Source organism: Salipiger sp. 1_MG-2023 (assembly GCF_030547555.1).
Classification (GTDB): domain Bacteria; phylum Pseudomonadota; class Alphaproteobacteria; order Rhodobacterales; family Rhodobacteraceae; genus Salipiger.
Genome location: NZ_JAUOQN010000028.1, coordinates 38,025 through 59,380, shown reverse-complemented (window position 1 = coordinate 59,380; position 21,356 = coordinate 38,025). Strand labels below are relative to the sequence as shown.

General features: G+C 63.4%; 18 protein-coding genes. 9 read left to right on the top strand and 9 right to left on the bottom strand.

The genetic code is table 11. The annotated features are described in order from the left end of the window. Positions 1 to 193 precede the first annotated feature (193 nt). Positions 194 to 1,450, bottom strand: a complete 1,257-nt coding sequence (locus Q4543_RS14200) for an MFS transporter (RefSeq protein ID WP_303439122.1) — start codon at positions 1,448 to 1,450, stop codon at positions 194 to 196. A 202-nt stretch (positions 1,451 to 1,652) separates the two neighbouring features. Here Q4543_RS14200 and Q4543_RS14195 point away from each other — a divergent pair, with 202 nt between their 5' ends. Beyond that, positions 1,653 to 2,711, top strand: coding sequence for a GSCFA domain-containing protein (locus tag Q4543_RS14195; protein ID WP_303439121.1), 1,059 nt, complete (start codon positions 1,653 to 1,655; stop codon positions 2,709 to 2,711). Next, positions 2,708 to 3,418: a hypothetical protein gene (locus tag Q4543_RS14190; protein WP_303439120.1), complete on the top strand. Its 711-nt coding sequence runs from the start codon at positions 2,708 to 2,710 to the stop codon at positions 3,416 to 3,418. Before Q4543_RS14195 ends, Q4543_RS14190 begins: the two co-directional genes overlap by 4 nt. Before the next feature lie 58 nt (positions 3,419 to 3,476). On the opposite strand, the gene acnA is transcribed toward Q4543_RS14190, so the two are convergent. After that, positions 3,477 to 6,248, bottom strand: a complete 2,772-nt coding sequence (acnA, locus tag Q4543_RS14185) for an aconitate hydratase AcnA (protein WP_303439118.1) — start codon at positions 6,246 to 6,248, stop codon at positions 3,477 to 3,479. Between the two features lie 238 nt (positions 6,249 to 6,486). Between acnA and Q4543_RS14180 the strand changes: the two genes are divergently transcribed. Continuing rightward, positions 6,487 to 7,350 carry a thioredoxin family protein gene (locus tag Q4543_RS14180; RefSeq protein ID WP_303439117.1) on the top strand — a complete coding sequence of 288 codons (864 nt, stop codon included), beginning with the start codon at positions 6,487 to 6,489 and terminating at the stop codon, positions 7,348 to 7,350. On the opposite strand, the gene Q4543_RS14175 is transcribed toward Q4543_RS14180, so the two are convergent. After that, positions 7,314 to 8,246, bottom strand: coding sequence for a lysophospholipid acyltransferase family protein (locus tag Q4543_RS14175; RefSeq protein WP_303439125.1), 933 nt, complete (start codon positions 8,244 to 8,246; stop codon positions 7,314 to 7,316). The genes Q4543_RS14180 and Q4543_RS14175 overlap by 37 nt on opposite strands. A 317-nt stretch (positions 8,247 to 8,563) precedes the next feature. Between Q4543_RS14175 and Q4543_RS14170 the strand changes: the two genes are divergently transcribed. Beyond that, a complete protein-coding gene (locus Q4543_RS14170; RefSeq protein WP_303439116.1) occupies positions 8,564 to 9,358 on the top strand; it encodes a DUF2189 domain-containing protein in 795 nt (264 codons plus the stop codon). 15 nt (positions 9,359 to 9,373) lie between these two features. On the opposite strand, the gene Q4543_RS14165 is transcribed toward Q4543_RS14170, so the two are convergent. Further along, positions 9,374 to 10,192 carry a helix-turn-helix domain-containing protein gene (locus Q4543_RS14165; protein ID WP_303439115.1) on the bottom strand — a complete coding sequence of 273 codons (819 nt, stop codon included), beginning with the start codon at positions 10,190 to 10,192 and terminating at the stop codon, positions 9,374 to 9,376. 239 nt (positions 10,193 to 10,431) lie between these two features. Here Q4543_RS14165 and Q4543_RS14160 point away from each other — a divergent pair, with 239 nt between their 5' ends. After that, positions 10,432 to 10,788, top strand: a complete 357-nt coding sequence (locus tag Q4543_RS14160; protein WP_303439114.1) for a hypothetical protein — start codon at positions 10,432 to 10,434, stop codon at positions 10,786 to 10,788. 10 nt (positions 10,789 to 10,798) lie between these two features. Here the strand turns inward: Q4543_RS14160 and ilvN are convergent, their stop codons facing one another. Together ilvN and Q4543_RS14150 are read right to left on the bottom strand one after the other, a co-directional pair. Further along, positions 10,799 to 11,368 carry an acetolactate synthase small subunit gene (gene ilvN / locus Q4543_RS14155; RefSeq protein ID WP_303439113.1) on the bottom strand — a complete coding sequence of 190 codons (570 nt, stop codon included), beginning with the start codon at positions 11,366 to 11,368 and terminating at the stop codon, positions 10,799 to 10,801. A 106-nt stretch (positions 11,369 to 11,474) separates the two neighbouring features. Beyond that, on the bottom strand, positions 11,475 to 13,229 hold the full coding sequence (locus Q4543_RS14150) for an acetolactate synthase 3 large subunit (protein WP_303439112.1): 1,755 nt from the start codon (positions 13,227 to 13,229) through the stop codon (positions 11,475 to 11,477). A 448-nt stretch (positions 13,230 to 13,677) separates the two neighbouring features. Between Q4543_RS14150 and Q4543_RS14145 the strand changes: the two genes are divergently transcribed. After that, the gene (locus Q4543_RS14145) at positions 13,678 to 13,890 is read left to right on the top strand and encodes a hypothetical protein (protein ID WP_303439111.1); all 213 of its coding nucleotides are present in this window, start codon (positions 13,678 to 13,680) and stop codon (positions 13,888 to 13,890) included. A 13-nt stretch (positions 13,891 to 13,903) separates the two neighbouring features. On the opposite strand, the gene Q4543_RS14140 is transcribed toward Q4543_RS14145, so the two are convergent. Together Q4543_RS14140 and Q4543_RS14135 are read right to left on the bottom strand one after the other, a co-directional pair. Then, positions 13,904 to 14,545, bottom strand: coding sequence for a response regulator transcription factor (locus tag Q4543_RS14140; protein WP_303439110.1), 642 nt, complete (start codon positions 14,543 to 14,545; stop codon positions 13,904 to 13,906). Positions 14,546 to 14,555: 10 nt separating this feature from the next. After that, positions 14,556 to 15,971, bottom strand: a complete 1,416-nt coding sequence (locus tag Q4543_RS14135; RefSeq protein WP_303439109.1) for a cache domain-containing protein — start codon at positions 15,969 to 15,971, stop codon at positions 14,556 to 14,558. A gap of 236 nt (positions 15,972 to 16,207) precedes the next feature. Between Q4543_RS14135 and Q4543_RS14130 the strand changes: the two genes are divergently transcribed. The 3 genes from Q4543_RS14130 (at position 16,208) to Q4543_RS14120 (ending at position 20,708) form a co-directional block, all read left to right on the top strand. After that, entirely contained in the window at positions 16,208 to 17,293 is a 1,086-nt protein-coding gene (locus tag Q4543_RS14130; protein ID WP_303439108.1) for a TRAP transporter substrate-binding protein, read from the top strand. Positions 17,294 to 17,409: 116 nt separating this feature from the next. Beyond that, entirely contained in the window at positions 17,410 to 18,339 is a 930-nt protein-coding gene (locus Q4543_RS14125; protein ID WP_303439107.1) for a TRAP transporter small permease subunit, read from the top strand. 14 nt (positions 18,340 to 18,353) lie between these two features. Continuing rightward, positions 18,354 to 20,708, top strand: coding sequence for a TRAP transporter large permease subunit (locus Q4543_RS14120; RefSeq protein WP_303439106.1), 2,355 nt, complete (start codon positions 18,354 to 18,356; stop codon positions 20,706 to 20,708). Between the two features lie 65 nt (positions 20,709 to 20,773). Here Q4543_RS14120 and Q4543_RS14115 read toward each other — a convergent pair whose 3' ends face one another. Beyond that, complete coding sequence (locus Q4543_RS14115) at positions 20,774 to 21,250, bottom strand: hypothetical protein (RefSeq protein WP_303439105.1); 477 nt, start codon at positions 21,248 to 21,250, stop codon at positions 20,774 to 20,776. Between the last annotated feature and the right edge of the window lie 106 nt (positions 21,251 to 21,356).

Genomic DNA, 21,356 nt, shown 5'->3' with positions numbered 1-21,356 from the left:
CACGCGATGAAGGACTGGCACAAACTCAAGCCAGAGCTGTTCAAGAAACAGCCATATTACCTGCCGGGATGTGACACCTAGGGAAAAAAGATCTTCTTTTTCCGTGGACCCGTGGCATGCCAACTTGGTGGATCTTCCGGATGTGCAGGATCGCTGGTATGACGTCTGCTGGGACTAGGTTTCCCGCGACATCTCACCCCCGCTCCTCTCCCCCCTCAGCCTGCTCCGCTGACCACTCGCCAGCGGCCACCGCCGCGACCGGCGAGGCGGAGGGAAGCACGCCGAGGTAGCTCTCGGTGTCGGCGACGGCCACGGCCTCGCGGCGGGTCATGCGCCAGAGCGCGTAAAGCGCGATCAGCGCATAGGTCGGTCCAAGCGATAGCCAGAAGGCATAGGGCCCCAGGATCTGCATCGTCCAGCCGGTGAGGAACGGGCCTCCGATGGCGCCGACGCCGAACGTGAAGATAAGGCCACCGGATGCTGCCGGCATCTCCTCGACCGAGAGGTGATCGTTGGTGTATGCGAGGAACAGCGCGTAGAGCGGGGTCGTCACTCCGCCTGACACGAAGGCGGCGGCGTAAAGCAGGACAGTGTTGCCGGCCCCGATCCAGCCGATGGCGCAAGCCGCCGCGCCGATCAGCGAACAGCCGGTGATCAGCACCCGCCGGTCCATCCGGTCGGACAGCCAGCCGATGGGGTATTGCAGCACCAGCGCGCCGGCGAACATCAGTGCGACGAACAGCGCCACCGCATTGGCATCAAGCCCTGCCTGCGTGCCGAAGACCGCCCCCATGCCAAGCAGCGTCGAATAGCTCGCGCCCAGAATGAAGATGCCGACCGTGCTCAGCGGCGCCAGCGAGAACAGCCGGGGCAGGGACATCGGCCGGGTCAGCGCGGCGGCGGGCGCCGGACTGACCGACAGCAGGATCGGTGCGAAGCTGACCGAAACCAGGATCGATGCGCCGATGAACAGCACCGAGGTCGCCGCGTCCCCGAGGGTCATAAGCCCCTGCGCGCCGATCAGTCCCAGCGTCTGCGCGATCATGTAGGCCGACAGCACCTTGCCCCGGGTCTCGTTGGTCGAGGAATCGTTGAGCCAGCTTTCCGCCGTCACGTAGATGCCGGACATCGAGAAGCCGACGAGCAGGCGCAGCAGCGTCCAGGCCCAGGGTTCGGTGATGAGCGGGAAGGCGATGACCGCCGCCGACAGGAAGCTTCCAAGGGCGGCAAAGACCCGCACATGCCCGACCCGGCGGATCATGCGAGGCGTCAGTTGTGCCGCAGCGAGGAACCCTACGAAATAGCCCGAGGTAATGAAGGCAAGGCTCGAGGCGCTGAAGCCCTCGATATCGCCGCGCAGGCCGATCAGGGTGAACTGCATGCCGTTGCCCAGCATAATGAAGACAATGCCGATGAGCAGCGCCCAGACGGAAGACAGAACCTGAATCATGACGCGCGTCCTTGTGCTGGCGGGCTGTGCAGGCCGTCGCATGTCAGGCGCGCGCTGTCCTCTCTGGAGCGACGTGATCCCATGCATTTGCGACATGGCGAAAAGACTTGACCGCGAGGGTGGCAGGGGCGCTTGGGCCTTGGGCAGAGCTTGAGTTGACCGCACTCGCCTGCCCGCTAAGATCGCGCCAAGGAGCCATGCCATGTCGCATCCCTACCGCAGCCAGCCGCCACGCGCGTTCTGGAAACAGACCGTGCCGGGCCGCCACCCGATGGATGTCGGCGACTGGTACCAGCCGCGCTTCACCTTCGAGGGGCGCGCCATCGCCACCGCCGGAAGCTGTTTCGCGCAGCATATCGGGCGGGCGCTGCGCGGCACGGGTTTTGAATATATCGATGCCGAACCGGCGCCGCAGGGTGTGCCGCCCGAGGCGCATGTGGATTTCGGCTACGGCATGTATTCGGCGCGCTATGGCAACGTTTATACCTCGCGCCAGCTGTTGCAGCTTTTGCGCCGGGCGCAGGGGCGCTTTGCCCCGCGCGAGGCGGCGTGGGAGCACAAGGGCGGCGTCGTCGATCCGCTGCGCCCAACCATCGAGCCTGAACCCTTCGGCTCGGTTGTCGAGCTGGAGATGCTGCGGCGCGACCACCTTGCGCGCGTGCTCGACATGTTCACCCGCGCCGAGGTGTTTGTCTTTACGCTTGGCCTGACCGAAGCGTGGCTGAGCGCCGAAGATGGCACCGCCTTTCCGCTGTGTCCGGGCACGGCGGGCGGCCGCTTTGATCCGGCGCGGCACCAGTTTCGCAACCTCTCCGCCGTCGAGGTGCGCGCCGATATGGAAAGCTTTGTGGCCGAGCTGCGCGCGCTGAACCCCAAGGTCGAGATTTTCCTGACCGTCAGCCCGGTGCCGTTGATGGCCACGGCAACGCAGGCGCAGGTCGCCGTGGCGTCGAGCTATTCGAAATCGGTGCTGCGCGCCGTCGCCGGAGAGCTCTACGATGCCCATGCGTTCATCGATTATTTCCCGTCATACGAGATCATCACCCAGCCCTTCATGCAGGGCTTTTTCTACGAGGCCGACAAGCGCGAGGTCTCGCCCCATGGCGTGGCGCATGTGATGAAGACCTTCTTTGCCGCGCAGGGCGGGCAGGGGCGCGATGTGCCTCAGCAGCCCATCCCCAAGCTGTTCGAGGCCGAGCGCGCCGAGCGGGTGAAATGCGACGAGGAATTGCTCGCCGTCTTTGGTGAGGCCGAACCATGAAGATCCTCGTGACCGGAGACAGCCACACCGGCGCCTTGGCGCAGGGGCTTGCGCTGCTGCGCGCGGGGCTGCCGGCGGGCATCGACATTCTGGTCAAACCGCTTGGCGGCGGACACATCCTGCCGACGCCGTTCTTTCGCGATGCGGGCAGCCACGCCGCGATCACCGATCCCGATTACCGGCGCAATTTCCACCGCTTGCCGCCGCAAGCCTTTCAGGCGGATGTGATCGCGCTGTCGGCGCCGCTCTGGCCGATGCGGGTGATGCACAAGATGGTCTGGTCGCGCCAGTCCATCGACATCGCGGTTCCCGGCGGGCAGCCGGTGTCGCGTGCGCTGTTCCGGCGCGTGGTGCTGGAAGATCAGCGGTATGTACTGGCGCTGTGCGAATTGCTGAAGCGGATCGGCATGCCGGTTGTGGCGCTCTCGCCGCCGGTGATGTTTCGCGATCATGCCACGCTGCGCCACATGGACCCGGCGTTGGTGCGGCGGATGTTTGACCTCTATCGCCAGATCATGCTGGCGGAACTGGCAGAGAGGGGCGTTGCGGTGGTGGATGTGCCGGCGCATTGCCTCGACAGCGAAGGCTACATGCGCCCCGAATTCCGCCACGAGACCCCCGAAGACGAACACCACGCCAACGCCGCCTTTGGCGCGTTGATGATCGAGGCGCTGGCGCAATCGCTGCAAGCGCCCGCCAACGCCTGACAGCAAGCGGCCCGCCGAATTCCCGGCGGACCGCTGCGTATTTCAGAACTGGGCCAGCTTACGACTTGGCCAGCGCGCGCAGCACGTAATGCAGCACGCCGCCATGTTCGACGTATTCGCGCTCGATCGCGGTGTCGATACGGCACTTGAGGGTGATGTCCTTGCTGGTGCCATCCTCGTAGGTGATGCTGCACGGGGTCATCTGCCCCGGTTTCACATCATCCAGTCCGGTGATCGACACGGTTTCCTTGCCGGTCAGCTTTAGCGTCTCGCGATCATCGCCACCGGTGAATTCGAACGGGATGACCCCCATGCCGACAAGGTTGCTGCGGTGGATGCGCTCGAAGCTCTCCGCGATCACCGCCTTGACGCCGAGCAGCGCCGTGCCCTTGGCCGCCCAGTCGCGCGACGAGCCCGCGCCGTAAAGCTCGCCGCCAAAGATCACCAGCGGCGTGCCCTGTTCCTGATACGCCATCGCCGCATCGTAGATCGACGTCTGCTTGCCGTCCGGGTCCAGCGTGTAACCGCCTTCGACCCCGTCCAGCATCTCGTTCTTGATGCGGATGTTGGCGAAGGTGCCGCGCATCATCACCTCGTGGTTGCCGCGCCGCGAGCCGTACGAGTTGAATTCGCGCACCGGCACCTGATGGCTGGTCAGGTACTGCCCGGCGGGGGTGCTTTCCTTGAACGAGCCGGCGGGCGAGATGTGGTCGGTGGTGATCATGTCGCCCAGAACCGCAAGGATCTTGGCGCCTTCGATGTTGCTGATCACCCCCGGCTCGGCCCCCATGCCCTGAAAATAGGGCGGGTTCTGCACATAGGTCGAGGCCGGCGGCCAGTCATAGGTTTCACCGCCGTTGACCTCGACGCCCTGCCATTTCTCATCGCCTTTGAAGACGTCGGCATATTTGGTCTGGAAGCTCTCGCGGGTGACGGTCTTTTCCACCAGTTCGGCGATTTCCGCGTTCGACGGCCAGATGTCCTTGAGATAGACGTCGTTGCCGTCCTTGTCCTTGCCCAGCGGATCGGTGGCGATGTTGACATTCATGTCGCCGACCAGCGCATAGGCCACCACCAGCGGCGGCGAGGCAAGGTAGTTGGCGCGCACATCCGGGCTGATGCGCCCCTCGAAGTTGCGGTTGCCCGACAGCACAGAGGTGGCAATCAGATCGTAATCGTTGATCGCCTTGCTGATCGGGGCCTCCAGCGGGCCGGAGTTGCCGATGCAGGTGGTGCAGCCATAGCCCACGAGGTTGAAGCCGATGGCATCCAGATCCTCTTGCAGATTCGCCGCCTGCAGATAGTCGGAGACCACCTGCGAGCCGGGCGCCAGCGACGTCTTGACCCACGGCTTGCGCGTCAGGCCACGCTCGCGCGCCTTGCGGGCGACAAGCCCCGCGCCGATCATCACATAGGGGTTCGACGTGTTGGTGCAGGACGTGATCGAGGCGATGACGATAGAGCCATCGTGGAGCTGATAGGCGCCATCGTCGGTCTGGTACCAGCCCTTGTTGTGGTGGCCTTGGTCGCCGGGAATGTCCGCGGGTTCGGGTGCGCCGCCTTCGCCTTCCCAGCGCACTTCGGAATTGGCGCTGGCGTCCTTGCCGGAGCGCTGATCTGCGACGAACTTGCCAAAGGCCGGGGCGGCGGCGTCCAGCGTGATGTAATCTTGCGGGCGCTTGGGGCCGGAAATCGCCGGCACGATGGTGGTCATATCCAGCGACAGGGTGTCGGTATAGATCGGCTCGTAATCGGGGGTGCGCCACATGCCGTTGGCCTTGGCATAGGCTTCGACCAGCGCGATGCGGTCCTTGTCACGGCCGGTCTGTTCCAGATAGCGGATGGTTTCCGCGTCGATCGGGAAGAAACCGCAGGTCGCGCCGTATTCGGGGGCCATATTGGCAATGGTGGCGCGCTGCGCCAGCGGCAGATTGTCGAGGCCCGGCCCGTAGAATTCCACGAATTTGCCGACCACGCCCTTTTCGCGCAGCATCTCGACAACCTTGAGCACGAGGTCGGTGCCGGTGGTGCCCTCGAGCATCTCGCCGGTCAGTTTGAAGCCGACGACCTCGGGGATCAGCATGGAAATCGGCTGGCCCAGCATCGCGGCCTCGGCTTCGATGCCGCCAACGCCCCAGCCCAGAGCCGCAGCGCCGTTGACCATGGTGGTATGCGAATCGGTGCCGACCAGCGTGTCGGGATAGGCGACCTCTGCGCCATCCTGATCGGTGTCGCTCCACACGGTCTGCGACAGGTATTCAAGGTTGACCTGATGGCAGATGCCGGTGCCCGGCGGCACCACCCGGAAGTTGTTGAACGCGGTCTGGCCCCATTTCAGGAACTCGTAACGTTCCATGTTGCGTTCATATTCGCGGTCGACATTCATCTGGAAGGCGCGCGGGTTGCCGAATTCGTCGATCATCACCGAGTGGTCGATCACCAGATCGACCGGGTTCAGCGGGTTGATCTTTTGCGCATCGCCCCCCAGCGCCTTGATGCCGTCGCGCATCGCCGCAAGATCGACCACCGCCGGAACGCCGGTGAAATCCTGCATCAGCACCCGGGCGGGGCGGTAGGCCAGTTCCACCGTACCTTTGCCGCCGTTCATCGCCCAGTCTGAGAACGCCTTGATGTCATCCACCGAGACCGTCTTGCCATCCTCGAAGCGCAGCATGTTCTCCAGCACCACCTTCAGCGCGGCGGGCAGGTTGGAGAAGCTGCCCAATCCCGCGGCCTCGGCAGCGGGAATCGAATAATAGGCATAGGTCTTGCCGCCGACATCCAGCGTCTTGCGGGTTTTGGACAGGTCCTGGCCGACTTGAATGGGCATGATGTGCTCCCTTGCGTATGGCTGGAGAAGAAATGTCTTTCACAGGTAGTATCTGTTGCGGTGGGCCGCGCTTTCAAGGGCCTTTGCCCAGCCTTGTGTACCATAGTATGCCGGATGTCGGCGCGACCTGCGTGCAACGATACGATACTCCTGTAGGATCTCTCGCAAAACCTTGATTGGTTTTTCAACGCCCTGTTCGGTAGGTCGGAACAGGGACGACAAGGACATCTTGCGGGACATGTATCGATTTACCTTAGCTTCTGCGCTGCTGATGCTGATGGCGACCTCTGGGGCCATGGCGCAGGCAGCGGGGCCGGACGGCGGAGCGCTTGGCGCTTCTGGCGCAGAGGCAGCGCGCGCGCACGCCACTACGGTCAACCCTGTCACGCAGGGCGCTCAGATGCCGGAGGCATCCGCACGCAGCGGCCTTGTGCAGGACGGGACGGATGTTCAGGTTTCCAGCCAAGGAACCGACATGCCGGTCGTGGTCGAGCTTTTCACCTCGCAGGGATGTATCTCGTGCCCCGCTGCCGATGCGGTGCTCTCCGAGCTTGGGCAGCGCGACGATGTCATCGCGCTGGCGCTGCATGTGGATTACTGGGATTACATCGGCTGGCGTGACAGCTTTGGCGATCCGGCCTTTACCGCCCGCCAGAAAGGCTATGCCCGCAGCGCCGGGCGGCGGTCGATCTACACCCCGCAGATGATCGTCGGGGGCAGTTTCGACGTGGTCGGCTCACGCCCGATGAAGGTGATGGAAGCGGTGCAGAAGGCATCGACCATCGCACCACGGGCCAAGCTGACCGTCACCCGCGACGGCGACGTGCTGAAGATCCACGCCAGCCCGCTTGGACCGATGCCCGACACGCTGGTGCATCTCGTGCGCTATACACCGAAGGTGACAGTCGACATCACCGCAGGCGAAAACGAGGGCCGGACGGTCACCTATACCCACATCGCCCATGGCTGGCAGGTGCTGGGGATGTGGAACGGCGATGCGCCGCTGGAGCTTCAGACCGAAGTGACGGGCGACGATCCGATCGTCGTGATGCTTCAGGAAAACCCTTACGGCCCGATATTGGCGGCGTCGCGCCTGCGCTGATGCTTTTCCTGCCGCCGCGGTTTCCAGCGGCGATGAATCCAGAACCATTGGCCGGGGTCGGCCTGGATGCGCGCCTCAAGTCGCCGTGTCGCCTCGCGCATCATCTCGGTGGGGTCGCCGTGAGGAATGGGGGCTTCGAACACCGCGTCAAAGCCGATGCCGTCGGGTTTGCGGATGCCGAAGAACGGCACGAACAGCGCTCCGGTGCGCAGCGCGATATCCGCCGCAGAGGTCAACGTAGGGGCAGGCTGACCGAGAAAGTCGATCGCAACGCCGTCGCTGGAAAAGACATCGAACAGCAGCACGCCCATGCCGCCGCCCTTGATGTGCCGCAGCAGGCCCATGGTGCCGCGCCGACCCTGTTCAAATACCGGATCGCAGAGCGCGTGCATGTTGGCGGCGTAATGGGCGTTGAAGAACGGGTTGGCCATCGGGCGATACAGCCCGCCGATCTTCCAGCCCCGCGCCACCAGCGCCGCGCGCGGCGCTTCGAAATTGCCGTAATGGCCGGTGACGAACAGGATGGGGCGGCCCTCAGCTCTGGCGGCTTCGATCTCGGGCAGCCCGTCGCCCGAGATTTCGGCGCCTGACATGCGGGCAAGCAGGCCCGCCACGTCGTAATTCTCGATCATCGTGCGGCCCGCGTTGTCGAGAACGGCGTCCGCGGTGCGGCGCCGCTTTTTCTCCGACCATTCGGGGTGCACATAGGCGAGGTTGTCCATGGCGCGGCGCCTGTAGCCCGCCAGCGGCCCGATCACCCGGCGCACCACCGCCCCCATGAGCCGCAGCCGCGCCCGGTGGGGCAGGGCCAGCGCCAGGGCGATCAGCGCGCGCAGGGTCCGGTCTGCCAGCCAGTCGGCGGCGCCGCCTCTTGTCTTGTTCTTGGCCACGGCTATCCCTTTCCTCGCGGGCTCAGAAATAGGCCCGCGCGGCCCGGCCCGCAAGTCGGGCGAGGGTCTTGCGTGCTCTGCAAGGCACCACCGGAGGCCCGGCCCCATTGCATGCCTATGCAGACGGCTCTGGGCACGGAGGCTGGCAAGCTGATTCGCTGCCGCGATGGCTACTTCGAGAGGCGTCCGCCGCGATGGGCTAGGCGATGATGCCACCCGGCACGGCGGTACAGTTCAGCCGCCGCGCAGGTTTTGCTTGCGTCATCTCGAATGTGTCATGCAAGCTTGTTCACAACAACACGGGTCACACCAAGGAGGATGGGATGGCCGTTGAGGCAAAGCCGGGGGTGCCCCCGCTTGCGCCGGTGGCATTTTCCACCCTGATCGAAGCGCTGCGTCGTGGCGTGGCGGACTGGAAGCGCGCGCCCGGCTTCGCGCTGGTCTTTGCCGGTTTCTACGTGGTGGCGGGGCTGTTCATGAGCTGGATCACGTGGATCACCGGGCAGACCTACTGGCTGGTGCTGGCGGCCATCGGCTTTCCGTTGCTGGGGCCGTTCGCGGCGGTCGGTTTTTACGATATCAGCCGCAGGCTCGGGCAGGGGCGGCCGCTTGACTGGATGAGGATCGTCGGCGTGATCCTGACCCAGACGAAACGGCAGCTGCCGTCGATCTGCGCGGTGATCGTGATCGTGTTCCTGTTCTGGTTCTTTCTGGGTCACATGATCTTTGCCCTGTTCATGGGGCTGTCGGTGATGACCAATGTCTCGTCCAGCCTTGCGGTCTTTCTGACGCCAAACGGCATCACGATGCTGGCCATGGGAACGGCGGTCGGGGCTGCGTTCTCGGCCCTGCTTTACATGATCACGGTGCTGGCGCTGCCGATGCTGCTAGACCGCGAGATCGATTTCGTCACGGCGATGATCGCGTCGTTCCAATATGTCGCGACGCACCCGATGGTGATGTTCAGCTGGGCTGCGTTCATCGCAGCGGCGACGTTTCTGGCGATGCTGCCGGGATTTCTCGGGCTTTTCGTGGTGCTGCCGGTGCTAGGCCACGCGACATGGCACCTTTATGCGCTGCTGAGCGGCACGGATCGCCTGTCGCGGCTGGGAACCTGACCGGAAGGCGCGCCGTCAATAAAACGGCAGGCCGATGCGCAGCTGCTTGCGATGAAACGGTTCAAGATCGGCTTCGCTCGCGTAGCCGGCGCTGCGGGCGGCCTTGAGAATTTGCGAGGTATTTGTGCCGAGATGTTCGTAGACCAGCCGGGCCGCGCGACGCCCGACAGGGTCTTCGGGCATGGTGCGCACGGTATAGCCAAGCCAGAAGATCTTGGCGAGCGCCGAGGTGCGCGCAAGGTAATTGAACGTGCTTGTCACGGCATCGCGGCGGCTGACCATGACCGCGACGCCTTCAGCCTGCGGCATCACGAGGCCGCGAAATTCGCGGGTGCGCGGGTCGGTCGGCATATTGTGCATGCTCATCGCCTCTTTCGGCTCGAAGCCGCGCAGGAACGTGTAGCCCTGATTTCTGGAAACATGCACAAGCCCGACGACGAACCGGTCGGTGTCGCTGAAGGCTGCCCGGCTGAAGCGGTAGAAACCCGAGGGGAAATGCTCTTCAGTCAGCCCGGTCATCTGCGCGCCGACAAATTCCGAAATGAACGGGTGGTTGAACACGCCGGTCTGCGTCGCCGTGATGTCATCGACGGGCTCAAGCAGGATGCGGGCATCGACGCCGAAAAACTCACAAATCCGGTGCAGTACGTCAGGACGCGGAAAGCTTTCCCCGGCAAGATAGCGGTTGAATTGTGTCCGGTTGATTCCAAGATCGCGGCAGAGCGCCGAAATAGAGGGCGCTTTTTCTCCGAGTTGACGCAAGTTGGCACCAAAAACGCCGCGCAATTCCGCCGGACTGGGCTGAGTTTGATAAATGCGCGATGATATGCCCATGCGTTTCCCTCTTTTTGCAGGCCCAATTTCAGGCCTGACGGCATCTGGCGCAAGGCCGTTCGTGGCTGGGTTGCAGCGTGACGCTACCTGGCGTCAGTCCTGACGCGGATTAGAGACAATTGATACGTGCTTGGACACAAAAAGCAAGTATGAGACACGTTTCTTCCGCTGCGTCTGTGTCCGGAATTGCGCATTCTGTAAGGCAGGGGAGCGACATGGGGATCGATATGACGCAGACGATGTACGGGGTGGTGCTCTGGGCCGATCATCAAGACCAGAAGGCGGTCATCTGGTGTGAAGATCAAGGCGATCTTGCGCTTTATCCCGACACCGAGGCAAGCCTGCATGGCGGCGTGTCTCTGGATGCAGGTGACCTGATACAATTCGATCTGAGACAGGATCGCAACTTGCGATTTGCGCGCAATCCGCGGCTGCTGGAACAGCAGCACTGTCCGGAGATCGCGGAAAAGCTGCGGCAGGTGACGCCGCAGCGCCCGGCGCCGCGGCGCGGGCCGGGCCTGACGGATGGCAATGTCGTTGCCTTTCCGTCGCAGAAGATACTGCCCGGGACGCTGAGAGCCTCCCAGGCGGGCTGAGCCAGAAGGCTCAGTTGCCAGTGTGACCCCGGGCCAGGGCGGCGACGCCGGTCCGGGCGACCTGCACCAGACCGAGCGGGCGCATCAGGTCGGCGAAGGCGTCGATCTTGTCAGGCGCGCCGGTGAGCTGGAAGATGAAGCTTTCCAGTGTCGAATCCACCACGTTGGCGCGGAAGATATCCGCAAGGCGCAGCGCCTCGACGCGCTTTTCGCCGCTGCCGGTCACCTTCATCAGCGCCAGTTCCCGCTCGACCGAGCTGCCCTCGGCGGTCAGGTCGTGCACTTCGCGCACCGACACGATGCGGCCAAGCTGCGCCTTGATCTGCTCGATCACCTGCGGCGTGCCGGTGGTGACGATGGTGATGCGCGACAGGTGGCCTTCGTGATCGACCTCGGCGACGGTGAGGCTGTCGATATTATAGCCGCGGCCCGAGAACAGGCCGATGACGCGGGCCAGAACGCCGGGCTCGTTTTCGACAAGCACGGTGATGGTATGCGCCTCCTGCACGTCCGAGAAGGTCGGGCGCAGGTTATAGGCGGAGTGCTTGTTGGAGCCCTTCTTGATGTGGAGCGGGGGCATCTGGAAATCCTTTTCGATCGGGAAGTCGAAGAGTGTTCGATCACTCTTCTGTTGGGGGAGGGCGGCCAGAGGGCTTCGTTGGAAACCCCCTGGCCCTGGTGCCGGATCAGACCAGCACCGCCCCCTTGCCCGCGATGGCGTTGGTTGCTTTGGCGTCGCCGAGCAGCATCTTGTTGTGGGGCTCTCCCGACGGGATCATCGGGAAGCAGTTTTCGTGCTTCTCGACAAGGCAGTCAAAGATCACCGGGCCCTCATGGTTCAGCATCTCCATGATCGCGTCGTCCAGATCGGCAGGGTCCTTGCAGATGATGCCCTTGGCGCCGAACGCCTCGGCGAGCTTGACGAAATCGGGCAGCGCTTCGGACCAGCTCGAGCTGTAGCGCTCGCCGTGCAGCAGCTGCTGCCACTGGCGCACCATGCCGAGGCGTTCGTTGTTCAGGATGAACTGCTTGACCGGCAGGCGGTACTGCACCGCCGTGCCCATTTCCTGCATGTTCATCAGCCACGACGCCTCGCCCGCGACGTTGATCACAAGGCTTTCGGGATGCGCCATCTGCACGCCGATCGACGACGGGAAGCCGTAGCCCATGGTGCCCAGCCCGCCCGAGGTCATCCAGCGGTGCGGGTCTTCGAAGCCGAGGAACTGCGCCGCCCACATCTGGTGCTGGCCGACCTCGGTGGTGATGTAGCGATCCATGCCCTTGGTCAGCGCCTCGAGCCGCTGCAGCGCGTATTGCGGTTTGATCACCGTTTCCGAGGTCTTGTAGGTCAGGCATTTCACCGCCTGCCATTCCTCGATCCGGCGCCACCATTTTGCAAGGCCTTCGCGGTTGACCTTGCGCCCGCGCGCCTTCCAGACCTTGAGAAGATCCTCGAGCACATGGCCGACATCGCCGACGATCGGCAGGTCGGTCTTGATGACCTTGTTGATCGAGCTGGGGTCGATGTCGATATGCGCCTTTTTCGAGTTCGGCGAGAACGCATCCAGCCGCCCGGTGATCCGGTCATCGAAGCGCGCGCCGATGTTGATCAGCAGATCGCAGCCATGCATCGCCATGTTGGCCTCGTACAGGCCGTGCATGCCAAGCATCCCCAGCCAGTTCTTGCCGGATGCCGGGTAGGCGCCAAGGCCCATCAGCGTCGAGGTGATGGGAATGCCCGTTGCCTCGACCAGCTCGCGCAGCAGCTGGCTGGCGGCGGGGCCAGAGTTGATGACGCCGCCGCCGGTGTAGAAGATCGGCTTTTCGGCGGTCTCGATGGCCTCGACCAGCGCGGTGATCGTCTCCATGTCGCCCTTGACCTGCGGCTGGTAATGACCGACCGGCGCCTTGGGCTTGGGGGTGTATTCCGCCGATGCGAACTGCACGTCCTTGGGGATGTCGACCAGCACCGGGCCGGGACGCCCCGACGAGGCGACATGGAACGCCTGATGGATTACCGAGGACAGCTTCGCCGTGTCCTTGACCAGCCAGTTGTGCTTGGTGCAGGGGCGGGTGATGCCGACGGTATCCGCCTCCTGAAAGGCATCGGAGCCGATCATGAAGGTCGGCACCTGACCGGACAGCACGATGATCGGGATCGAATCCATCAGCGCATCGGTCAGCCCGGTGACGGCGTTGGTCGCGCCCGGCCCCGAGGTCACCAGCGCAACGCCGACCTTGCCGGTCGAGCGCGCGTAGCCTTCGGCGGCATGCACCGCGGCCTGCTCGTGACGCACCAGCACATGCTGGATGTCATTTTGCTGAAAGATCTCGTCGTAAATCGGTAGTACCGCGCCGCCGGGATAGCCGAATACGGTGTCCACACCCTGATCCTTCAGGGCTTGAACCAACATTTTCGCTCCGGTCATCTGACGTGTCATCGCGTGTCTCCGTTTACGACGTCGTTGCATATGGTCTTGCGCAATAAAAAAGCCCCCGAGGATTTTCGGGGGCGCATGGGAAACCATTATGGTTCCGAGTTACCGGCCCATGCGCCTTGTTCCTACGATCAGTACCAGACGTGCCACCTTGATGGACTCCTTGCGGGGTTGCGCGGGGCGGACCTTAGGCGGGGCACGGGCGGGCGTCAACCATCGAATCCATCACCTTGGGGAATTTTGTTTTCGAAAGTTTCAAGATGATCCCGTGATGGAGTAATATTCGCAAAGAAATTTGCCAGATCCTGAAATGGTCAGCAGTGTTACCCTATGCCGGGCGCAGGCCAACCGCCTCCACGCGCAGACGTGAATTGCCTGAAACACGGCTTTGGGGCAGGATTGAACCAAACGGTTCATTTGACCGATCACAGCATGACGAGGAATCTAGACCATGGCTTTCCAGACCGCCCATTCGCACAGGCTTGGGGATTTCAACATGCTCAAGGCCGGGCTTCTGGTCGCGTTCATGGCGCTGGGTCTGTGCATCAGCGCCGGGCAGCATGCCAATGAGATTGCCGCCGATGACGACGATGTGCATTCGATGGTGATCCCGGCCAGCAACATCGGCCTTGGCTTTGCGCAACCTGCCGATCCGGTGATCTGACCGGGCAGGGGTGTCAGCCGTTGACGCCGGTGCCCTGCAACACGCCATGTTCGAGCGCGTAGCGGGTCAGCCCCGCGGTCGAGCTGATGCCGAGCTTGCGCTTGATGTTCTTGCGGTGGGTTTCGACCGTGCGCACCGATATATCCAGCTCGGCCGCCACATCCTTGTTCGATTTTCCCTGCGCCAGTTGCAGCAGAACCATCTGTTCGCGGTTGGTCAGCTGTTCGCGCCCGCCCGACATCACCGGGCGCAGCGCCCCCTCCGCGCCGGTACACAGGTAGCGCTCGCCCCGCATCACCGCGTCGATGGCCTGCTTGACCTCGTCCGACGGCACATCCTTGAGCACATAGCCCACCGCGCCATGGCCGAGCGCGGTCGAGATATATTCCGGCGTGTCATGCATCGACAGCACGAGGATGCGCGTCTCGGGGCGGCGTTCAAGGATCATTTCGGTCGCCGACAGCCCGCTCAGCCCCGGCATGTTGAGATCCATCAGGATCACGTCGGGCGACAGCGCGTCGAGCTGGTCGATCATCTCTTGCCCGTTCGACAAGGTCGCGGCGACGGTGACGTCGTCATAGCTTTCAAGGATCGCTTCGATGCCCTCGGCGACAAGAGGGTGATCGTCGACGATGACGACGCGGGTTGTGGTCATTTCGAACGCCTCATGCGCTGGCCCTTGCCGAAGGCGGGGCGTTTTCGGGTGGCAACAGATGCGACAGCGGGATTTCTGCTTCGATCGCCGTGCCCGACTTCGAGGACAGCACCCGCAGCACCCCGCCCAGCTGGTCCATGCGTTCTTGCATGTTCCGCAGGCCGATGCCACGGCGATCCTGACTGTCGCGCTCTATGCCGCAGCCGTTGTCGGCGATCCGCAGGGTGCAGCCGCGGCGATGGCCGCGCAGATCGATGTCGACCTTGGTGGCGCCGGAATGGCGCTCGACGTTGGTCAGCGCTTCTTGCGCGATGCGGTACAGCGCGATGCGCCCCTCCTGATCGATGCGGTTGCGGAACACCACGGTTTCGAAACAGGTGTCGATGCCGGTGCGGGCGTGGAAATCTTCGGTCAGCGCCTTGATCGCCGGGCCAAGCCCCAGATCATCAAGCATTCCCGGCCTCAAATCGCGGCTGATCCGGCGCACCTCCTGAATGGCCCCCGACAGGTTCTCCTGCCCGCGCGCGAGCGCCTCGCCGGCGCGCGCATCGCCGGTGGCAACGCGGCGGCGCGCGATGTCGAGCGCGTATTTCACCCCGACGAGGATCTGGCTGATGCCGTCGTGCAATTCGCGCGCCACCCGCCCGCGCTCTTCTTCCTGCGCGTCGAACACCCGCTGGGTCAGTTCCTTCAGCTTGGCATCCGCCAGCCGCCGTTCGCGAAGGTTCATCACCAGACCCGACGCGAACACCATCAGCAGCGCCGTCAGCGTGATGCCTCCGATATACAGGAAGGTGCGGCGTACCCGTGCCTCGACCCCGGCGCGCGCTGCCGCCACCTCATGGGTGATGTCGTCGATCCAGACCCCGGTGCCGACCGCCCATTGCCAGTCCTGAAAGCCAAGGACAAAGGTGATCATCCGTGCCTCTTTGCCGGTTGAAGGCTTGGGCCAGAGATATTCGTGATAGCCCGAGCCCTCGCGGGCGATCTCGATCAGCCGGTCGGTGATCGGCGTGCCTTCGGGGTCGGTCAGGCCCGACCAGTTGCGGCCGATCATCCCGGTGCGGCGGGGCGAGACAAGGTTGGTGCCGTCGTAATCGTAGACAAAGAATGAGCCGTCCTCGCCATAGATCATCGCCGCAAGGATCTGCGCGACCTTGGCCTTGGCCTCGGCGTCATCGGGCGCGGCGCCGCCGTAGATGAAATAGAACCCGTTGCGCGCCTGTGTGACGTAATTGCGCAGCTCTTGCTTCTTGGCCTCGATCAGCTGGATTTCCAGCGCCCGGATCTCGCGGTCGGCGGTGGCGCTCGATTGCCACGAAACGATCGCCGCGATGGCGGCCGCCGACAGAATCAGCGGCACCGTGGCAAGCAGGAACAGTTTCTGGCCGTAGCTAGGCCGCAGCCGGTCGAGAATCGCGATCATTCGGCCCCATCGATGCATGGTGTGCGGGGAAAGCAAATCACGTTTGCGCGCAAAGCCCTAGCCTCGCCGGGTTCTGAAACTGCGGAAAACACCGGCTTTCGTGCAGTTTTTCTGCGCAACTCCGTAGCAGTGGGTATTTTCTAGCGGGGCGGGCCTCCGTAATGTGGCCGGCACGACAACGATCCGCGCGGGCCTCGGGAGGAGCCGGACCCGCACGTCAATTCGGGAGGACATACATGGATCGCCGTTCATTTCTGAGGGCCACCACTGCTGGTGGCGCTGCTGCTGCTGCGTCTACGCTTGCGGCCCCGGCCTATGCGCAGGGCAAGCGGACCTTGACCCTTGTGACCACATGGGGCCGTGGCCTCGCCGGGGTTCACGACAGCGCGCAATATTGCGCTGACCAGATCACCGCCGCCACCGATGGCCAGCTGACCGTCGATCTCAAGGCTGCCGGTGAGCTTGTCGGCGCGTTCGAGGTGTTCGACGCGGTGTCTGCCGGTCAGGCCGACATGTACCATGGCGTGGATTACTATTTCCTTGGCCAGCACCCGGCGATCAGCTTCTTCAGCCAGATCCCCTTCGGCATGACCTTCATGGAATATGCCAACTGGATCTATCACGAGGGCGGCGCAGAGCTGTCCGAAGAGCTTTACAGCATCTTCGGCCTCAAGGCGTTCCCGGCGGGCAACACCGGCCCGCAGTCGGGCGGCTGGTTCTCCAAAGAGATCAACAGCCCCGAGGATTTCCAGGGCCTCAAGTTCCGGATGCCGGGGCAGGGCGGTCAGGTGCTCGGCAAGCTCGGCGCATCGGTGCAGAACCTGCCGGGCGCAGAAGTCTATCAGGCGCTGTCGTCGGGCGCGATCGACGGCACCGAGTGGATCGGCCCGTGGGCCGATGAAAAGGCCGGTTTCCAGGAGATCACCAAGATCTACTACACCGGTGGTTTCCACGAGCCGGGGCCGAACCTGAACCTGACGATGAACCTTGATACCTACGAGAGCCTGACCGCAGGCCAGCAGGAAATCATCAATCAGGTGACTCGCGCGGCGAATATCTGGTCGATGTCGCTGTTCATGGCCAACAACTCGGCAGCGCTGCAGCGGCTTCAGGCCGGCGGCGTCAAGCTGATGGAGTTCCCCGACAGCGTCTGGGATGCCTTTGGCGCGGCGGCGACAGAAGTGGCCGAAGAGCCGATGGGCGACGAGCTTTATGCCCGCTGTCACGCCAGCTACATGGACTCGCTGAAATCGTCGGCGCAGTGGATCGCACGGTCCGAAGGTACCTTCACCACGCAGCGTAACCGCGTGATGGGTATCTGATCAGGGCAAGGCCCGGGTCAGCGCCCCCGCCCGGCGCGGGGGCGCAACGCTTTTGAACGATGGCCGCGCGCCGCGAACGCCGGCCGGGGAACAACACAGCATACGGGGGTAGGGTCATGGAAGAGGCTGCCTCGGGCGGGGCGCTCAGTGCGATACTGGATGGCCTGGCCTGGTTCTTTGGCAATATTGCCATGTCATTCTGGAATCTCGGCTATGCGCTGACCCATCCCGCCAGCTGGCTGGACTGGTCGGACAAGCAGGCCATCATGCGCTTTGTCTACTACGGCGCGTCTACCGAACTGTTCTTCATCGTCTTCACGACCTTTCTTGTGCTCACGGCCATTGGGCTATGGCGCGGAAGTGTCATGTGGGGGATGGTGCGCGGCCTCGAGGCGCTTCACAACTCCGTCGGGCGCATCGCCGCATGGGCGGGCCTGCTGATGGTGCTGCAACAGGTGGTCATCATCTTTGTGCAGCGCATCTTTGCCCGGCCTGACCTGTCGTTCGGTTTTGGCCTGCCGATCAGTTTCGATGTCAGCTGGTGGTCCGAAGAGCTGAAGCTGTACAACGCCATCGTCGTGGCGCTGTGCCTTGCCTATACGTTTGTGCAGGGCGGGCATGTGCGCGTCGATCTGCTGTATTCGCCGGTCAGCTACCGCACCAAAAAGATTATCGACATGGTCGGCAGCCTGATCTTCATGGTGCCGATGGCGGTGCTGATGTGGCTGTATTCGTGGTTCTTCCTGTGGCGCCACCTGATCGTGCCGAACCCGTCGGCGTCGGAAAGCCTCGAGCGGCTGCTCAACAAATCCCGGGCGCTGCGCTGGAACGTCGAGACCATCGCCTTCAGCCCCAACGGCTTTTCCGCCTACTTCCTGTTCAAGATCCTGATCGTGCTGATGTGCGCCTTCATTTTCCTGCAAGGCATCACCTTCTTCTGGCGCTCGCTGATGGAGCTGCGCGAAGGGCCTGAATCCGAAGGCCGCTATCACGACCACGACCAGATCGAAACGGGCGAAGAAGCCTACGATCACGCGGAATTCTGAGAGGGACCACGCATATGCTTTTCGGACTCGATGGCGTCGAGATTGGCCTGATCATCGTCTTTCTCACGCTTTTTGCCGCCATTCTCTCGGGGTTTCCGGTGGCGTTCGCCATCGGCGGCGCCGGGGTGATTTCCTTTGCCATCATCGCCGCGCTCGATAGCGCGGGGCTGCTGGTGCATCAGGCCATCGACAGCGGCTCGCAGGCGTATCGCGATCTGGTGGCCAGCGGGGTCAAGGAAGACACGATTTCCAAGTTCCGCTACCCGGATCTGCCACGCTTTGCCGAACATCTGTTCCCGCAGGGCTGGGAAACGGCGATGGACCGCAACCTTGCCTTCATCGTCAACCGGGTGAACGAACGTGTCATAGCCGGGGCCAGCATCGAAACGCTGCTGGCGGTGCTGATGTTCGTGATGATGGGCATCGTGCTTGAACGCTCGAAGATTGCCGATGACCTGCTCAAGACCATGGCGCGGGTGTTTGGCCCGCTGCCGGGCGGTCTGGCCGTGTCGATCGTGGTGGTGGGGGCGTTCCTTGCCGCCTCGACCGGGATCGTCGGGGCGACCGTGGTCACCATGGGGCTGCTCGCCCTGCCGACCATGTTGCGCAACAATTATTCGCCGGAACTGGCGACCGGGGTCATCGCGGCCTCGGGGACGCTTGGGCAGATCATCCCGCCGTCCATCGTCATCGTTCTGCTGGGCACGCTGGCGGGGGATCTGTATTCCACCGCGCAAGAGGCCCGCGCGCAGTCGCTGGGCTGCACCGACGCGCTGACCTATCTTGGCAAGCCTGCCGTTGTGTCGGTCGGCACGCTGTTTCAGGCGGCGCTGCTGCCGGGGATCCTGCTGGCGGTGCTGTATGCGGCCTATGCCTTTGGCTACGCGATGCTCAACCCGCACAAGGCGCCGCCGGTGATGTCCGAAGGCGCGGTCGGCGAGCCTGTCACCCGCGGCGAGGCCTTTACCTGGTATCTTGGCGTGCCGCTGCTGCTGATCGTCGCGATGATCGGTTTTGGGCAGGTCAACATGGTCGGCAGCCAGTCGACCGTGGTGTCGAGCTTTTCGGACAGCGGCCAGAACGCATCGCTGCGCACCAACGTCGGCGAGCAGTGCAAGGCCGCGATGATCGACCTGCACGGCCAGTCGGCATGGGACGCTGCCGTGGCCCAGCAGGCCGAGATCGACGCCGCGGGCGGTGTCGATGCCGGTCACAAGCTGGACGCCGAGGAAATGGCCGTGGCGCTTCAGGCCAAGATCGACAATGCCGCGCCCATCGGCACCGGCATCGCGATCATCGCCGTGTTCTTCGGCATCGTGCTGGCATGGGGGCGGGCGACCTCTCCGATGTCGGACCCGGTGCCGCTGTATATCGGCGCGCTTGGCATCGTTCTGGGGCTGATCGTCGACATCCTGTTCATCGGGCCGACGACCTCGGCGGGGATGACGGTGGTGCTGATGGCGGTGCCATGGGCGATCATGCTTTACGGCTGCGCCTTCGCAGCCAAGCGCATGGCGACCAACGATCTGATCCGCGTGGTGTTCCCGCCGCTGGTGCTGATCGTGGCGGTGCTGGGTTCGATCCTTGGCGGGATCACCAACCCGACGCCCGCCGCGGCGCTGGGCGCGGCCGGGGCCATCATGCTTGCCGCCTATCGCAAGCTGGGCGAGCAGGAACAATCGCCCAAGATCATCCTGTGGTCGACGCTGGCGGTGGTGGTTATGATCCTCGTCGGGGTCAACTTCGACCTGCGGGTGACCACCGAGGGCGCGGGATTCGAGAACTGGGCGGCCTTCGTGGTGGCGCAGATCGCCTATCTCTATGCGCTGTTCGGGCTGCTCTTTGCCTGCTGGGTGCTGTTCAAGGCCGGGGTGCTGACACCGGCGGTGCGCGAGACCGCCAAGGTGACATCGATGGTGTTCACCATCCTCGTGGCGTCGCAGCTGCTGAACCTCGTGGTGATCTCCTTCGGGGGGGAACACTATATCCAGCAATTCCTGCAAAGCTTCGACAACGAGCACAAGGTGTTCCTCGTGGTGATGCTGGTGCTCTTCGTGCTGGGCTTTGTGCTGGATTTCCTTGAGATCATCTACATCGTGGTGCCAATCGTCGGCCCGGTGATCTATGGCGGCTCGTTCGATCCCAAATGGGTGACGATCATGATCGCGGTGAACCTGCAAACCTCGTTCCTGACCCCGCCCTTCGGCTTTGCGCTGTTCTACCTGCGCGGGGTGGCGCCAGCGGCGGTGACCACCGGGCATATCTATCGGGGCGTCATTCCGTTCGTGCTGATACAGGTGGCAGGGCTGGCGCTGCTGTGGTTCGCACCGGGGATCGTGACGATCATTCCAGACCTGATCCCGAACTGATCAGCCTGAACAAAGACGCCCCCGCAGGACATTGCGGGGGCGTTTTGCGTTCTGGCTTCGTGCCGTCACTCCAGCACAGAGGCGCGGTTGCCCACCAAGGGTTTGGCGGCGGTCAGCTTCAGCAGCACGAAACCGATCAGCATCGACATGCCGACATGTCCGATGAACGAGGATTGCGTGTAGGGGCCGAACCCCATCATGAAGCTGCGCCCGACCACGGGTGCCAGAATGCCCTGCGCCACGAACCACAGTACAAAGCCCGCAATCGCGCCAGACAGCACCAGCCGGGTGCGGGTCACAAGATGCGTCAGCCAGACGAAGGCCGAGAACCCGAGCGCGCCGATGGTGAAATGTACCGCGAAGCCGGCGGCGTAGGGGATCTCAAGCCCGAAGCCCAGCTTGGTCAGCGCGACGATCAGGTTGGCGGGCGCAAGGGCCACGCCAAACAGCAGGGGCGAGATCAGCCATGCATAGGCTTCAAAGGCGATCTCACCGGCGAGCCCGGCGACGAGCAGGTTTCTCAGGGGCAGGTTGGGTATCATTGACGTCGAACTTTCCAGCAAAAATGAATGTAAGCGCGCAAACAATATTTGCCGCGATGCCCAAACATAAGAGCGTCAACGCAACCGTGTTTATCCGTGACATCAC

Coding starts and splice junctions, on each gene's coding strand:
- Q4543_RS14200 (WP_303439122.1), bottom strand. CDS start 1,450: ATGATTCAGGTTCTGTCTTCCGTCTGGGCGCTGCTCATCGGCATTGTC.
- Q4543_RS14195 (WP_303439121.1), top strand. CDS start 1,653: ATGTCGCATCCCTACCGCAGCCAGCCGCCACGCGCGTTCTGGAAACAG.
- Q4543_RS14190 (WP_303439120.1), top strand. CDS start 2,708: ATGAAGATCCTCGTGACCGGAGACAGCCACACCGGCGCCTTGGCGCAG.
- acnA (WP_303439118.1), bottom strand. CDS start 6,248: ATGCCCATTCAAGTCGGCCAGGACCTGTCCAAAACCCGCAAGACGCTG.
- Q4543_RS14180 (WP_303439117.1), top strand. CDS start 6,487: ATGTATCGATTTACCTTAGCTTCTGCGCTGCTGATGCTGATGGCGACC.
- Q4543_RS14170 (WP_303439116.1), top strand. CDS start 8,564: ATGGCCGTTGAGGCAAAGCCGGGGGTGCCCCCGCTTGCGCCGGTGGCA.
- Q4543_RS14165 (WP_303439115.1), bottom strand. CDS start 10,192: ATGGGCATATCATCGCGCATTTATCAAACTCAGCCCAGTCCGGCGGAA.
- Q4543_RS14160 (WP_303439114.1), top strand. CDS start 10,432: ATGTACGGGGTGGTGCTCTGGGCCGATCATCAAGACCAGAAGGCGGTC.
- ilvN (WP_303439113.1), bottom strand. CDS start 11,368: ATGCCCCCGCTCCACATCAAGAAGGGCTCCAACAAGCACTCCGCCTAT.
- Q4543_RS14150 (WP_303439112.1), bottom strand. CDS start 13,229: ATGACACGTCAGATGACCGGAGCGAAAATGTTGGTTCAAGCCCTGAAG.
- Q4543_RS14145 (WP_303439111.1), top strand. CDS start 13,678: ATGGCTTTCCAGACCGCCCATTCGCACAGGCTTGGGGATTTCAACATG.
- Q4543_RS14140 (WP_303439110.1), bottom strand. CDS start 14,545: ATGACCACAACCCGCGTCGTCATCGTCGACGATCACCCTCTTGTCGCC.
- Q4543_RS14135 (WP_303439109.1), bottom strand. CDS start 15,971: ATGATCGCGATTCTCGACCGGCTGCGGCCTAGCTACGGCCAGAAACTG.
- Q4543_RS14130 (WP_303439108.1), top strand. CDS start 16,208: ATGGATCGCCGTTCATTTCTGAGGGCCACCACTGCTGGTGGCGCTGCT.
- Q4543_RS14125 (WP_303439107.1), top strand. CDS start 17,410: ATGGAAGAGGCTGCCTCGGGCGGGGCGCTCAGTGCGATACTGGATGGC.
- Q4543_RS14120 (WP_303439106.1), top strand. CDS start 18,354: ATGCTTTTCGGACTCGATGGCGTCGAGATTGGCCTGATCATCGTCTTT.
- Q4543_RS14115 (WP_303439105.1), bottom strand. CDS start 21,250: ATGATACCCAACCTGCCCCTGAGAAACCTGCTCGTCGCCGGGCTCGCC.